Below are 14,368 nucleotides of genomic sequence, written 5' to 3' on the forward strand. Positions count from 1 at the left end.
GGTGAATTAGTGAATCGGTTTCGGAACGTGCCAGACGGCGTCGGGCCACGCGTAGCTGCCCGGTTTTAGCGTCAGGTAGCGGGCGAGCGGCCCGTCGGCGCGCATGCGGATGACACCGGGAGCCAGTTCGTGCACGGGGTGAAAACGGCGGAGCCCCAGCCGCTGCAACAGCGCTGAGGCGGTCGAGCCGCCTTCCAGAAAAAGCTCCGGGACCGGAACCTGCTGCACGACGTGTGCCAGGGAGCGGGCCATCCGATCCCGCAGGTCGGCGGCCTTGACGGTCACGCCCTCAGTCGTCTGTGGATCAATAGCTACGAGTGCGTAGTCGTGCGTGCGCAACAGGCGTACAATCTCGTCGGCCCAGCTTTGGAGCGCTTCGGGGGCATCCGCTTCCTGCCGTACTACGGCGGCGGGCATGTAGCTGACCGGACCGCCGTGTGCCCGTTCCTGCCGTACCCGCTCGCGGCTCTGGTGAAATGTGCTGCCGCAGACGTACAACGCGGGGCGCTGAAACGGCGGGGGTTCGGGGAGGGAAAGAGAGACGGATGGCGAACGGTGTTTCAGTAACGCCGCAAAGAAACCGGACGCCCCGGCGGTCAGGGTATGAGGATCGGCCCGTTGTGCCCAGGTGGTCAGGTCCTGAAGATGTTCGGCCTCGCCGAGGGTAATGCTGGAAGCGGGCAACGGTTCCGTCGGTCGACCAACCTGGACCGGGTGTGTTTCGTGCGTTCCGATCCGGTCCAGCACCCGCGACGACGTAATGGCAAATTCCGGATCGTGGGCAAACGAAGTCTGGTGAAGGGGCGTGCCGTGTAGGAAGTAGTGCCCGTCCCGGATGGTCCGCCCCAGGTGCGGATTGGCAGGCACCAGCAAGGCGCGTTGCAGCCCCAGTACATCCAGGTGCGCAGCCAGCTCGGCTAGCACATGCCCCCGCAACACCGAATCGACCTTCTTGTACATCCAGTGCGGTTGCAAGGCCTGCAGCGCCGCAGTCACGTCCCGCATCCGCTGCACCGCCGCCGCCTGATGCGTCGACCGCGTATCCGTCGCGACGACCAGCAGCTCCGCCTCCGTTGCCGTCGGCACTTCGGTACTGACTTCCACCCGCAAACCGTGCCGCAGGCCCAATCCGCCCAGTTCGGCGGCTCCGGTAAAATCATCCGCAATGACAGCGATCATGGAGACGTGTTAAAGGCTGTTTCTATTCATTGTCATCTCGACCAACGGGAGAGATCTTGTTCTAAAAGGTAGAAGATCTGGCACCGGCCACCCGGCTCCCCGCGCCGCGGCGGCTTCGGTCGAGAGGACATATGTAATGTGACGGCAAGGGAAGACTACCCCTCACGCTTCGCAGTTGTGGTTGCTTCCTGCTGGCGGTGCTTCGTGAGTTGCACGGCGTATTCGATGGCCAGCACCAGCGCATCCGGACTGGCGACGCCCTTTCCGGCAATTTCGAAGGCCGTGCCGTGGTCGACCGACGTACGGATGATCGGCAGGCCCATCGTGATGTTGACGCCCTTGACGCTATCCATCTGCTGCTTTTCGGCGTTCCAGTGGAACCCGGCAATTTTGAACGGGATGTGTCCCTGGTCGTGGTACATCGCCACCACACCGCCGTAGTAACCCGTGGCCGCTTTGGAAAACAGCGTGTCGGGCGGAACGGGGCCTTCCACGTCGTAGCCGCGGCGGCGCGCTTCTTCCACCGCCGGGACGATCTCCTGGTCGTCTTCTGTCCCGAACAGCCCCGAATCACCCGCGTGCGGATTCAACCCCGCGATGCCGATTTTCAGGTTCTTCTCGCCCAGGCTGATCAACCCCTGGTGCAACAGGTCGGTCACTTCCAGAATCCGGTCTTTCTTCACCAGATCGCACGCCTGCCGCAGCGACACGTGCGTCGAAACATGGATCACCTTCAGGTTATCTTCCGCCAGCAGCATCGCGTACTTGCGCGTGTTGGTGTAATGGGCGTAGATCTCGGTATGTCCCGCAAAGTGGTGCCCGGCTTCGTTGATCGCCTTCTTGTGGATCGGCCCGGTCACGGTGGCATCCACGTCGCCGGCCAGGGCCAGATCAATCACTTTTTTGATGGACTCGAACGCGGCGTTTCCGGCCATTGCCGAAATCTCGCCGAATTGCAGTTCGGCTACGTTGGCGTTGGCGAGGTCGAGCACGTCAGGTTTCCCAAGTTGAAACTGAGCTTCTTCGACGCGGTTGACCGCGTGTACCTCTGCCGGAAGGCCGAGGCGTTCGATGATGTGGCGAAAGACGCCCGCGTCGCCCACCAGCAGCGGCCGACAGATCGCGTGGATGTTCTCGTTCAGAAGGGCTTTGATGCCAATTTCCGGCCCGATGCTCGCCGGGTCGCCCATGGTGACGGCGATAAGGGGTTTTTCAGACATGAGACGTGTTCAGGTTAAGTTGAATGCCTTCTTCTGCAATCAGGCTTTGCAGGCGTTGGTGCAACGAAAGGGCTTCTGAGGATGCCACCGGCCGCAGGGGCGGCATCATGTGCGGCTGGCAGAGACCCCATTGCGCCATCAGGGCTTTGAGCGACGCCAGCGACTCGCCTAGCAGACGCCCTTGCTGGTAGAGTGCGCCCAGCGTGTCGGACAGCTTCTGCAGCTGGAAGGCACGGTCGGCATCGTCCGCGTCGACCGCTTCCACCATCGCCTGGTACAGACCGGGATGGAGGTTGCCCGTACTCGGCACGATGCCGTCGCTTCCCCACAACAGGGACTGCGCCGACTGTGCCGCCCACCCTAGAAAGTAGCTGAAGTCGTCGCGGTTCGCCCACAAGCGGAGGGAGGTTTGCAGCCGCTCTTCGCTGCGCTCTGAATCTTTTACCCCGACGATGGTGTCGTGCTGGCTGAGTTGGTCAAGCACCGCCAGCGGAATTGACATGTGCGTGGTGGCGGTGATGTTGTAGATGATCAACGGCCCCGGCACGCGATCGGCCAGGTACTCGAAATACGCGCGCATGCCGTCCGCCGACAGGGCGTAGTAAGAGGGCAGGTGCGCCACTGCCACGTCGATACCGGCATCAAAATAGGCCTTCGCCAGTTCGACCGATTCGGCGGGGCTGTTCGAGGCGATACCGGCGTAGAGCATTTCGCCCGATTGTTTCAGTGCGGCGGCCCGTTTCACATAATTAAGTTTGACAGAGGCGGGCAGCGAGGCCGCTTCGCCCGTCGTCCCCAGAATGAAGGGCAGACACGCGTGGCGACGCAGGTGCTCGAAGATCTTCCCGACCGCTTCGGCGTCGAGCGCCAGGTCGGCCGTAAGTGGGGTCACCACCGGCACCACCACGCCCTGGTATTTCTTGGTTTTCTTCATACGCTTTTGTTAGAAATCAACTGCTCTGTGTCTCTTCGTGTCCGCTCGGTGTCCTTGCAACTATCTTTTCTCCTCAATACGCCGCTTCGTAAATCGCTACGGCATCTTCGTACCCGATGTGCCGCGGATTGTTTTTCAGCAAACGGGTGATTTTCATCGCGTCGGTCGCCATCTGGGGCAGCGCGTCTTCTGGAATGTCCAGATCACGCAACCGCGACGGCACCCCGCAGGCGGCCATCAGTTCGTATACTTTGGCGATGCCCTTTTTGGCCGTAGCGGTCAGATCGGCTTCGCGCGCACAGCCCAGTGCCACCGCGATTTCCGCGTGTCGTTCCGGCGAAGCGGAGAGGTTGAAGTGCATCACGTGGGGCAACAGCAGCGCGTTGGAAAGCCCGTGTGCGATGTGGAAGGTACTGCCCAGCGGGTAGGAGAGGGCGTGTACTCCGGCCGTGTTGACCGGTCCCAGGCAAAAGCCGCCGAGCATGCTGCCCATCGCTACTTCCGACCGGGCCTGTTCGTCGTCGCCCCGTTGCACCGCCCGCACCAGGTGTCCGGCGATCCGACGAACGCCGTCCAGCGCCCAGAGGTCCACAAAGGGGTGAGCGAATTTATTCGTGTACGCTTCCAGGCAGTGCGTCAGCGCATCCAGCCCCGTGGCCGCCGTAACCGCGGGCGGCACACTGCGGGTGAGTAGCGGATCGACCAGGACCACATCCGGCACGAGGTAAGGACTGATGATGCCTTTTTTCTGATGATCGCTGCCGTCGACCAGAATGGCGTTGGGCGATACTTCACTGCCCGTTCCCGCCGTGGCGGGTAGACAGATCAATTTCCGCCGTCGCCCCGCCAAATTACCGATGCCCACGATCTCGGGCAGGGTCTGTTCCCCATCGAGTTGCGCCGCGACCAGCTTGGCCACGTCCAGCACACTGCCGCCTCCGATGCCGACCACAACGTCCGGATCGAACGTCTGCGCCGCCTGCAAGACTGTTTCGTAATCGGCAAAGGTTGGCTCCTGCACAATGCTGGTATCTATCGCCGCGCCGATGCCTTGTTGTTCCAGTTTCTGCACCAACGGCTCTACTTGCGATAGCAGCGGCTCGATGGTGACGAACAGCACCCGGCGGCACAAAAAGCGTTGCAACTCGTCGGGCAACTGCGCAAACGTACCGTTGCCAAAAACAACTTTGGCGGGAAAGGAAATGGAAAGGTTGGGAATCGAAAGGGGCATCATAGGTTCAGCAAAAAGCGCGGCCATTCCGCGGGCCTCGCATCATTCCTATAGTACCCGGCATCGGGGCCTTATACTCTGAGCAACGGAAAAAGTAACACGGGAACGCCGCCTCGCGCTTCATCATCCTACTTCTCCCTTCTGCAACTAGATTTCTCTCTTTGCTGCGCTACGTTCGAAATGACAGAGAAATAGACAAGTGTCATCCTGTCAAGGATCTTCTACGCATTGAAGTGCGTTGCTTCTTGGCTTGGCGGAAGATCCTTGGCAGGATGACATAACCCAGAACTGATTCTCCGGACTCCGGTGTCCAGCCTTCCGGACATCCCGCACGCGAAGCGCGCCCTAGTGCGAATCGCGCGCGACCTGGCTGCCGGAACTGCCCCGCAGAAAGTCCATGTCAGCGCCGAGGTGCGACTGTTGGACGTGGTTGACGTAAAGCGAGACGTAGCCCCGTTCCGTGAGGGGGGCGGGCGGTTGCCAGGCGGCGCGGCGGCGGGCCAGTTCTTCGTCGGAGACGTCGAGGTGGAGGCGGCGGTTGGGCACGTCCAGTTCGATCATGTCACCGTTTTCGACCAGCGCCAGTGTTCCGCCGATGGCCGATTCGGGGGAGACGTGGAGGACCACCGTGCCGTAGGCCGTGCCGCTCATTCGCCCGTCCGAAATGCGTACCATGTCAGTAATCCCTTTGTCGAGGACCTTTTTCGGGAGGGTCATGTTGCCCACTTCGGGCATGCCGGGATAGCCGCGCGGCCCGACCAGTTTCAAGACCAGTACGCAGGTCTCGTCTACGTCGAGGTCGGGATCGTCCACGCGGGCGTGGTAATCCTCAATGTTTTCGAACACTACGGCGCGGCCCCGGTGCTGCATCAGTTCTTTCGTGGCTGCCGAAGGTTTGATCACCGCCCCGTTTTCGCAAAGGTTGCCGTAGAGGACGGCGATGCCTGCGTGGGGTTTGAGCGGTTCGGCCTGCGGCGAGATCACGTCGCGGTTGTAACACGGAGCCGACTGGTTGTTTTCCCAGATCGTTTTGCCATTGACCGTGATGGCGTCTTTGTGGAGGTAATCACCCATCTCGCGGATCACGGCGGGCAGTCCTCCGGCGTAGTAAAAATCTTCCATCAGGAACTGCCCCGACGGCATCAGGTTGACGAGGAGCGGCATCTCGCTGCCGATTTTGTCGAAATCTTCCAGGTCCAGTTTCACACCGATGCGCCCGGCCAGGGCTAACAGGTGGATAATGGCGTTGGTCGAGCCGCCGATGGCTGCGTTGATGCGAATCGCGTTTTCGAAGGCCTCGCGGGTCAGGATTTTGTCCATCGTCAGGTCTTCCTTCACCATCTCGACGATGCGGCGTCCGGCGTGGTGCGACAAGGAACGGCGGCGGGCGTCGACGGCCGGAATGGCGGCGTTGCCGGGCAGACCCATGCCCAGGGCTTCGACCATGCAGGCCATTGTGGAGGCGGTGCCCATCGTCATGCAATGGCCCCGACTGCGCGACATGCAGCTTTCCGCGAAGTAATAATCTGTATCGGTGATTTTCCCCGTTTTCAGATCGTCCGTAAAGCGCCAGACGTCCGTGCCCGACCCGATGTCGCGTCCGCAGAACTTCCCGTTCAACATCGGTCCACCCGACACCACGAGCGTCGGCAGACCCACGCTGGCCGCGCCCATCATCGTCGACGGCGTGGTTTTGTCGCAGCCGCACAGCAGCACGACGCCATCGATCGGATTCCCCCGGATCGACTCTTCTGTGTCCATGCTCGCCAGGTTGCGGAAGAGCATCGCCGTCGGCTTGAGCAGCGTTTCGCCCAGCGACATCACCGGAAATTCGACCGGAAAGCCGCCCGCCTCGTAGACGCCGCGTTTCACGTACTCGGCCAGCTCACGAAAGTGAGAATTACACGGAGTAAGCTCCGACCACGTGTTGCAGATGCCGATGACGGGCCGTCCGTCGAACAGGTGATCGGGCAGGCCCTGGTTACGCATCCAGCTGCGGTAGATGAAGCCCATTTTGTCGTGGCGGCCGAACCATTCGTGACTGCGGAGGGGGCGGGTGGTGGATTTTTCGTCGGACATACGGAGAGTAAGGATGTGTATCGGTTGAATTGGCCGACAAATTGCCGGTTGCTTAGCGGAAATCCAAGGATTTAAATTCGTCGCTACGAATTAACGACCCCTGCTATTTACCTTTAACCTCTATGCTGCCTTCTTTCCGTTCCCGCTTTCTGCCGGTCCTGTTCTGGCTCGTGATTTCCGCTGCGTTTATCGGGCCAGGTACGGTGACGACCGCCGCGGCCGCTGGGGCCTCGTTCCACGTGTCGCTGCTGTGGGCGTTGACCTTCGCAACCGGGGCGTGCATCCTGTTGCAGGAAGCGGCGGCACGCATCACCATCGCTTCGGGGCGTACGCTGGGCGAAGCCCTTGCACACCACTATCCTGCGGCGCGCTGGGGCGTGGCGGGGGCGATTCTGTTCGGTTGTGCAGCCTATCAGGCAGGAAACTTGTTGGGTGCGGTGGCGGGCCTGCGACTAATCGTAGGGTGGCCGGCTCCGGTGCTGACGCTGGGGGTGGGGTTGGTTTGCGGAGCGGTGTTGTGGTTCGGGCGCGACCAGGCCATCGCGCGTTTCCTCGGCGCGCTGGTGGGGATAATGGGACTGGGCTTTCTGCTGATCGTCTTCACGTTGCCGCTGGCGTGGGGCGAGGTTGCTGCGGCGTCGGTCGTGCCGCGCTTTCCCGACGGGGCCGGGTTGCTGATCCTGGGGCTGTTGGGCACGACGGTGGTGCCCTACAATCTCTTTCTGGGGTCCGGCATTAGCCACGGGCAAACCCTGCGGCAGATGCGCGGTGGGCTCATTGCGGCGGTATTGATCGGCGGACTGATTTCCGCGGCCATCCTTCTGATCGGAACGCAGATTCGGGGGGCGTTTAGTTTCGAGGCGCTGGCGACGGCCTTGCAGGAACGCACTGGTGCGTGGGCGCGTGTGGGGTTGGGCATCGGGCTGTTCGCAGCGGGATTTACCTCGTCGGTGACGGCCCCGCTAGCCTCAGCGCTGACCCTGCAAAGTGTGGTCGGACCCCACTGGACAAATCAATCGTGGGCGTACCGGCTGACGTGGGGCGGTGTCCTGGGCTTCGGGCTGTTGTTCGGATTCCTCGATGTGAAACCCATCCCGGCCATCATCCTGGCGCAGGGCCTGAACGGCATCCTCCTGCCGCTGATGACGATCCTCCTTCTCCTGATCGTGAACCATCCCGCCGCGATGCCCCGTTCCGCACGAAATGGTCCACTTCTCAATGCCTTGATGCTACTGCTGGTGGGCGTTTCCACACTTCTGGGAGTGAACAATCTGACCAAAGCCGTGGCTTCTGCCGTGGGCATTACTTCGCTGGAAGGGACGTTGCCTTACGTGGGCGCCGTGGCCATACTCGTGACCGGCGTCCTGGGCTGGCGCATTCGAAAATTGTAGTTAGAAGGTCTGATAAGCGACCACGCTGTAACTACCTCAGTTGTTCAAGTTTTTTTAAGAGTAGATTCATAAACACTAGAATTGCACCTCCTTCCTCGGGAGAGAAATCTATGAATCGGTGTGCACTTGGATTGCGAAAAACGCCAACAATTCCTGCATATAAATCTCGATGGCCAACTTGTTCTGAGCTATGGGGTATTTTGTTAGCTAATGTGCCATGCTGCCCAAATACTTTGTTTACAAGATCACGGCCAACTAGGGTACTATCGCTAATACCACCTATCTCTCGTAAACGCTCTTCAAGTACAACTCCAGCATTCCGAACAGCATTGTCCCATGCTTTCTCATTGGCAGCTCCGGTTCCTAAAATTGGTAGACAGCGTGACTTTAATTCAGCATCGAAATGGGTTATATCAGCTAAAGGGGTAATATGTTTTACAAAGGAATTATCTGGCGCATCAAAGTTTGAATCAATCGCTTCGTAAGCTTTACCGGTGAGAGTGCAGCGTCTACTACTCTCTACCCCTGTTTTATTAGAGTAGCTTATTTGGCAATGGAGCAGCTTGTCATTATGTAAGGCATCTATTGTGCCTTTAGTAATCACAGGGGCTTTGTCTCTATCGAATCTGACCTGACCGATAAAATCAAGGCCTCCATATAAGGATACTAAAGAAAACTCTTCCTCAAGATTTCCCTCGCGCACCTGTGAAATAAGCCATTTGAGGACATCTTTCTGATTATCTGTTAAGTTATACATAATTGGTGCATTAAGACTCTTTTCTCATCACAGTGGCGGTAGAAGGGCAGACGCCGGTGAACTGTGCGGTGTGGCGAATGGCCATCGGGACCTGATCGCGAGCGATTTCCCGAAAACCCCGTCGGGCGAAGTAGGGCGCGGCGGTGGTGGTAATCAGGTAGAGGTCGGTGATGCCGTGTGCCGATGCGTGTCGCAAGGCCGCTTCGTAGAGTGCCTGACCCAGGCCGGAACCTTGCTGGTCGGGATGCACGGCCAGCGAGCGGAGTAAGCCGATGTGTTCGTACCGTTCCAATCCCACGGACCCTACCACCGATTCACCTTCTTTGGCAACCAGAAAGTGTTCGAGCGACGGCGGCAGGTCTTCGGTCGGCAGTTGAACGGTTTGCAGTAAGGAAATCAGACCGGCGCGGTCCGCGGCTTGGGCGGGTTCAGGAGAGCGTAACGCTTGCATACGGGCATAAGAAGGAAAGCCGTAAAATAAAGATTTCGGGTAGAAATTAACCGCACGTTGCCAACAACACACGCAATTTCGAGAAGGAAGTAGGAGGGAACCTTAATGGGGCAGTGGCGGGTGCAAACGGTGCATTTCGGCCATGCGTGTCACGAGCCGGGTCACCATCTGCTGTAGTATGTCTTCGCCGTACACCTTGGCACTCATTTTCAGCAGCACATTTTCGACCATGTCGTCCATCCGGATTTCGAGCAATTCGTTGTAGGTCCAGTAGCGCATCGAACAATCGTGGAAGCGCCGCTCTTTGATTTCCGGCAGGTGCATGACGCGCAATACCGTGTGGCGCGGGTCCTGTTCGATCGTATGCATCAGGTCGAGCACGACGTTCTGTTCACCTTCCAGGTATTGCAGAAACTTGCCTTTTTTGTAGTTGAGGTAACCGGTGACGGCCAGTCGCTCGTTCTTGTCGCACGCCTGCGATTCCAGCGCATACAAATCGGACTCGCTGAAGGGGTGCGTGGCCTGACTGATGTACGTAAGTGCGAACATAGCAGACTATACGAGCCAAGCGTCGCGGAAGTTAACCGGGCAAGGGGCGGAGCTACGTTATTCGGTGATTTCCCGGATGACCCGACACGGATTTCCGGCCGCAAAGACGCCCTCGGGAATGTCGCGGGTGACCACACTTCCGGCCCCGATTACGGTGCGCGCGCCGATCGTAATGCCCGGATTCAGAATGGCCCCGCCGCCGACCCATACATCCGACCCGATCACGATGGGTTTGCCCGCTTCCTGTTCGCGACGTAGCTTGGCGTTGAGCGGATGCGTGGCCGTGTAAATCTGGACCGCCGGTCCGAACAACGTAAAATCGCCGATGTGTACTTCACAGACGTCCAGCACAATGCAGTTGAAGTTGAAAAAGCATTTCTGGCCGAGGTAGATGTTGCTGCCGTAATCACAGAAAAAGGGGGGCTGCATCCACACCGAGTCGCCTCCGTCGCCGAACAGCGCCTGCAACAGCTGGCGACGCTCCTCCTGCTGGCTTTCGCGTGTCGCGTTGAGTTGCTGGCACAGGTCGCGGGCCCGTTCGCGTCCTTGCACCAGTTCGGGGTCGTGCGGGTCGTACAGGGCGCCCGCCAGCATTTTTTCGCGTTCAGTCATATCAAACGATCAAAGCGTTTCCCGGTAGCGCGCCACCATCGCCTCCTGGCTTTCGGGTTCTTCCGACAACTGCAACTGGTCTTTCAACATTTGTCCCAGCGTGGGCAGTTCTGAGCGCTCACGCTGCAATTCCGGATTCCAGAGCTCGGCGCGCATCAGGGCCTTGGCACAGTGAAGATAGGCTTGTTCTACTTGCACCTCGATCACCACCTTCGGGGGCCGGGCAGCATCCTGAAACCGGCTCAGCACCTCGGGTTCGTCGCGCAAACAGGCGCGCCCGTTCACCCGCAGCGTTTCGTCCACCCCGGGAATCAGAAACAGCAGCGCGACCCGACCCGTCTCCAGGAGGTTGGTCAGGGTGTCGAGCCGGTTGTTCCCCGAAGCATCCGGCACATAGAGGGTGTGGGCGTCGCTCACCTGCACAAATCCTGGCGCACCTCCGCGTGGCGACGCGTCGTGCTGTCCCTGCGCATTGCTGCTGGCCACCACCAGAAACGGCGACAGGGTAATGAAATGCCGACAGTGTGCATCCAAGTGCGTTAGTTCTTTGCGAACGGCCCGCTCGCCGGGCGGAGGATAGAGGGCGCGAAGCTGGTCAAGGGTGTGGATCATGGCACCCAAGATACAAGATAGACCGATGCCGCAAAAGAACGCAGTGACAACCACATTGCGTAGCGGCGAATTGGGTGTAAATCTTGCCGAACGGCAGAAGATCAGCTCGATAAAGAACCCATCTACTCATTCACTTCTCTATCCCGCCAGCGCGTTGTATACCGACCAGCCGCCCACCAGCACAAAGCCCAGAAACGAAAGCCACAGCATAACGTCCCACCAAAGTCCTGACCGCAACGTGGGCTCGCTGCGGCGGTAGCGGAAATACAGGGCGGCCACCCCGAGCAACGGCAGCATCACGGCCTGCGCCATTCCGCCGGCCAGCACCAGCGTGACGGGCGCTTTAACGAACAGAAAGATGCTCAACGCCGCCAGCGGCCAGACCACGCTCAGTCGTCGCGACCAGCGTTCCCGCGCTTCGGGCGATCCGTCGGTCCAGCCGAACAGGCCCAGGCCATCGGCCACAAGACGGCTGTAGCCCGCCGAGACCACAAAAAAGGTGGAATAGAGCACGGCAAACGCGCCGAACAAAAACAGGCCCTGCGCCCAGGAGCCAAACACCGGGACGTACATCTGCGCCAGCGTGCGGATCATGTCCGGTCCGGCCGGATGCAGCCCGGTTCGCCCCAGCACGGCTGCGCCGAGCAGGTAGAACGCCACCGTCGCAAAGGTGTACACCACCATCGATACCCACGCATCGATGCGCAACACGCGCAGCCAGCCACGCGCCCGGGTGGTCCAAGAGGTGCTATGCTCCCGAGGTCCGGTGTGGCGGGCATATCCTTTTTCCAGACACCAGTAGGGGTACATGATCAGCTCACCCGACCCGATGCCGATCAGCCCGAAAGTCGCCAGCGCCGTGGCGGCAGGGTTCTCGGTAAGGCCCTCCACGAGGGGCGGCAGCTGAAAGCGGAGGCCGGTCGCCACTTCCCCGCTTTGTACGGCCCAGTCGGTGCCCTGCAACAGCGCCAATGTAATCAGCGTGATGAGCGTAAACGAAGCGACCAGCACGGTCGAAAGGGTCTGGATGAAGCCGTAACGACCGATGTACATGAGCACCGAGGTCAGGAGGGCAATCCCGATGGCCCACAGGTAGGCGTCGATGGGTTCTGGCAGGGCGGCCCCGGCCTCCGACGCAGCAACCGGCTGTGCATCGGACTGCAAAGCGGCGTCGACCTGCGCCTCGATCCAGGCGTCCTTGGCGGCGTTGTACGCCACGCCTTCTTCCGTCAGGGGCTGGCTAATGGCCAGGGCTTGCCCCACGCCACCGATGATGCCGCCCTGTTGCGAAACGACCAGCAGCGTCATCACGGCCCAGGCCCAGACAATCCAGTTCACCTTCCAGCGGGGACCGGGAACGCTGTTGAGGGCTTCCAGGGCCGTTTCGTTCCAGGTGAGGGTGTGTCGCCCGAATTCGATTTGGGTGAAGACCTTGATGACGCAGCCGATCACGACGAGCCACAGCAGCCAGAAACCCGCCACCGCGCCCATGGTGGTGGTAGCGATCAGTTCGCCGGAGCCGACGATGGAACCGGCAATGATGATGCCGGGACCCAGTTGGCGGAGGGTGCCGCCGAACGAGCGGGGTGGTTCTTGTGTGGCCGGGGTTTGTACAGAGGTGGGCATGGGGTGGTGGGAAAAGTCGGTACGTAATATTAACCGATTTTACCGTTGCCGTTGCACCACCGCCTCAGGATTTCCATCCGGCCGCGGACGCAGCAGGGTGATTTGTCCATCGCCACCGAATTCCGCAACGTAGAGGTTGCCGGTTGTAACGTCTTCGGCGACGTCGATGGGCAGGGAGAAGTCGGTCAGGCCGGGTACCGTGGCGCCTTCCGAAGCACGCACGATGTCTAGCGTGGAGCCGCCCGGCTCCAGAATCATCAGATCCTGGTTGACAAACCGCGTGACCAGAAGTTTGCCTTGCAGCGCCCCGTGGAACGCTCCGCTCCGGTACTCGACAAGACCGTTCGGGGAATTATGAATTGGAAACTGAAACGCAAACCCGCGCCAGTTGGGGTCGGGCTGCGTCCCGACCGGGTACTGATCGACCTGGGCCGGATCGGGATCGTCCGTCGGATTGCCGCCATTCATCACAAACTCGCCCCGGCGGGGGTTGGGGTGCCCGTAGTAGCCTCCCGAATCCACCCGAACCAGGTAATCGTTCTGGACCTGCATGACGTGCGACAGCGCCGGTACGGCGGGGCCTTCGTACGTGCGTCCGTCCATGCGGAGCGCACCCGCCTCGGAAGCGGGGGTGTGGCCGTCGGCTGCCGCGCCGTTCACCGGTACGTAAAGGTGGCCGTTGCTGTGCCACACCAGGTCGTAGGCATTGCGCAGGCCCGAGGCATAAATCGTCAGCGGAGCCGTGGCGGCATAGGGATCGTACGTCCCGCCTTCCGACGTTTTTACATCCAGTGGCAGTGAAACGTTGGTCAGTCGGGTGGGGTCGAGGCGCAGTATGGCGGCCGACAGCAGGTGCTCTTCCCGAAAAGCCCAGCTTTCGTCGGGGCTGCCCATTGCGGTGTTGCTGCCCTGCGCAATGTACAACGCCCCATCGGGGCCGAACGCCACACTGTTGGTCAGGTGATCGCCCGCCGACCGGGGCAGGTGGATCACCACGTGCTGGACATGCTCCAGCTGGGGACCCGACAACCGCGACACCGTCCCGTCCCAGTCGGGGCCGTTGTAAAACGTGTAGGTCTGGTGGGTGACCCAGGCCACGAGACTGTCGGCCGTAGCGGCCGGATCGAACGCCAGCCCGATAGTCAGTCGGTTCGTGCGTGTTTCGTAGGCGTCTTGCAGAGCGAAAAGTTCCTCTGGGGCTTGCAGAGTGCCGTCTTCCCCGATGGTGAACCGCCGGATGCGTCCGTCGAGCGTGGTCGCGTACAGCTTGCCGTCCGGCCCCAGGCACACGCCCGAGTAACGGTCGCGGGTGTCGGGTAGCGGCACTTTTTCGAAGGCGACTCCCTCCCGGATGGCCGCTTCCAGCGGCACAATGGCGGGCTGGCCGAGTTGCGCGATCCGGTCTTTCGCCAGAAACACCAGGCGTGCGTACCGGGCCTGGACCGACCGGCGTGTGGCGGCGTAGGCGATGGCGCCCGTCAGGGCCAGAAGAAGACAAACTTTGAAGAGGTTGAAACGCATGGTAGCTAGCGGAACTGTTGTGAAACCAGAACGGGTGGGAGGGGCAGGCTTTTTCGGAGCGGGTGCAGGCGACGGCACGCGTTCACGGAACAAAAGTAGAAGGCGTGCGGCGCGAAAAAGATGATCTTTCTCCCCGCTCAAAAATGACTTTCATCAGGCCGTATCGCGAATGCCGCCTCGGAAGCGGAGATTTCCCGAATGAGTAG

13 protein-coding genes are annotated in these 14,368 nt (G+C 60.4%); 1 reads left to right on the forward strand and 12 read right to left on the reverse strand.

Annotated features, from left to right (window positions below; all coding sequences use genetic code 11):
* Positions 1 to 6: 6 nt before the first annotated feature.
* The 5 genes from BLR44_RS22945 to BLR44_RS22965 all read right to left on the reverse strand — a co-directional run bounded on the left by BLR44_RS22945 (position 7) and on the right by BLR44_RS22965 (position 6,643).
* Complete coding sequence (locus BLR44_RS22945; protein WP_089686568.1) at positions 7 to 1,179, reverse strand: four-carbon acid sugar kinase family protein; 1,173 nt, start codon at positions 1,177 to 1,179, stop codon at positions 7 to 9.
* A 155-nt stretch (positions 1,180 to 1,334) separates the two neighbouring features.
* Positions 1,335 to 2,399 (reverse strand): 4-hydroxythreonine-4-phosphate dehydrogenase PdxA, encoded by a 1,065-nt coding sequence (gene pdxA, locus BLR44_RS22950; RefSeq protein WP_089686569.1) that lies wholly within the window; start codon positions 2,397 to 2,399, stop codon positions 1,335 to 1,337.
* Positions 2,392 to 3,333, reverse strand: a complete 942-nt coding sequence (locus BLR44_RS22955) for a dihydrodipicolinate synthase family protein (protein ID WP_089686571.1) — start codon at positions 3,331 to 3,333, stop codon at positions 2,392 to 2,394. The genes pdxA and BLR44_RS22955 overlap by 8 nt, the downstream gene beginning before the upstream one ends.
* A 73-nt stretch (positions 3,334 to 3,406) precedes the next feature.
* Entirely contained in the window at positions 3,407 to 4,567 is a 1,161-nt protein-coding gene (locus tag BLR44_RS22960) for an iron-containing alcohol dehydrogenase (RefSeq protein WP_218127160.1), read from the reverse strand.
* A gap of 342 nt (positions 4,568 to 4,909) precedes the next feature.
* Positions 4,910 to 6,643 carry an IlvD/Edd family dehydratase gene (locus BLR44_RS22965; RefSeq protein WP_089686575.1) on the reverse strand — a complete coding sequence of 578 codons (1,734 nt, stop codon included), beginning with the start codon at positions 6,641 to 6,643 and terminating at the stop codon, positions 4,910 to 4,912.
* Positions 6,644 to 6,765: 122 nt separating this feature from the next.
* On the opposite strand from BLR44_RS22965, the gene BLR44_RS22970 reads away from it, so the two are divergent.
* Positions 6,766 to 8,034 (forward strand): NRAMP family divalent metal transporter, encoded by a 1,269-nt coding sequence (locus BLR44_RS22970; protein WP_089686578.1) that lies wholly within the window; start codon positions 6,766 to 6,768, stop codon positions 8,032 to 8,034.
* 31 nt (positions 8,035 to 8,065) lie between these two features.
* Here the strand turns inward: BLR44_RS22970 and BLR44_RS22975 are convergent, their stop codons facing one another.
* The 7 genes from BLR44_RS22975 to BLR44_RS23005 form a co-directional block, all read right to left on the reverse strand.
* Positions 8,066 to 8,791, reverse strand: coding sequence for a TIGR02391 family protein (locus BLR44_RS22975; RefSeq protein WP_089686580.1), 726 nt, complete (start codon positions 8,789 to 8,791; stop codon positions 8,066 to 8,068).
* Positions 8,792 to 8,801: 10 nt separating this feature from the next.
* Complete coding sequence (gene arsN2, locus BLR44_RS22980; protein ID WP_089686582.1) at positions 8,802 to 9,242, reverse strand: arsenic resistance N-acetyltransferase ArsN2; 441 nt, start codon at positions 9,240 to 9,242, stop codon at positions 8,802 to 8,804.
* A 102-nt stretch (positions 9,243 to 9,344) separates the two neighbouring features.
* Entirely contained in the window at positions 9,345 to 9,791 is a 447-nt protein-coding gene (locus BLR44_RS22985; protein WP_089686583.1) for a BLUF domain-containing protein, read from the reverse strand.
* 57 nt (positions 9,792 to 9,848) lie between these two features.
* Positions 9,849 to 10,403, reverse strand: coding sequence for a sugar O-acetyltransferase (locus BLR44_RS22990; RefSeq protein ID WP_089686585.1), 555 nt, complete (start codon positions 10,401 to 10,403; stop codon positions 9,849 to 9,851).
* Between the two features lie 9 nt (positions 10,404 to 10,412).
* Positions 10,413 to 11,015, reverse strand: coding sequence for a pyridoxamine 5'-phosphate oxidase family protein (locus BLR44_RS22995; RefSeq protein ID WP_089686587.1), 603 nt, complete (start codon positions 11,013 to 11,015; stop codon positions 10,413 to 10,415).
* Between the two features lie 138 nt (positions 11,016 to 11,153).
* Complete coding sequence (locus BLR44_RS23000) at positions 11,154 to 12,641, reverse strand: Nramp family divalent metal transporter (protein ID WP_218127161.1); 1,488 nt, start codon at positions 12,639 to 12,641, stop codon at positions 11,154 to 11,156.
* A gap of 39 nt (positions 12,642 to 12,680) precedes the next feature.
* Positions 12,681 to 14,162, reverse strand: coding sequence for a PQQ-dependent sugar dehydrogenase (locus BLR44_RS23005; protein ID WP_089686589.1), 1,482 nt, complete (start codon positions 14,160 to 14,162; stop codon positions 12,681 to 12,683).
* Positions 14,163 to 14,368: the final 206 nt, after the last annotated feature.

Origin of the sequence: Catalinimonas alkaloidigena (genome assembly GCF_900100765.1) — a bacterium.
Classification (GTDB): domain Bacteria; phylum Bacteroidota; class Bacteroidia; order Cytophagales; family Flexibacteraceae; genus Mooreia; species Mooreia alkaloidigena.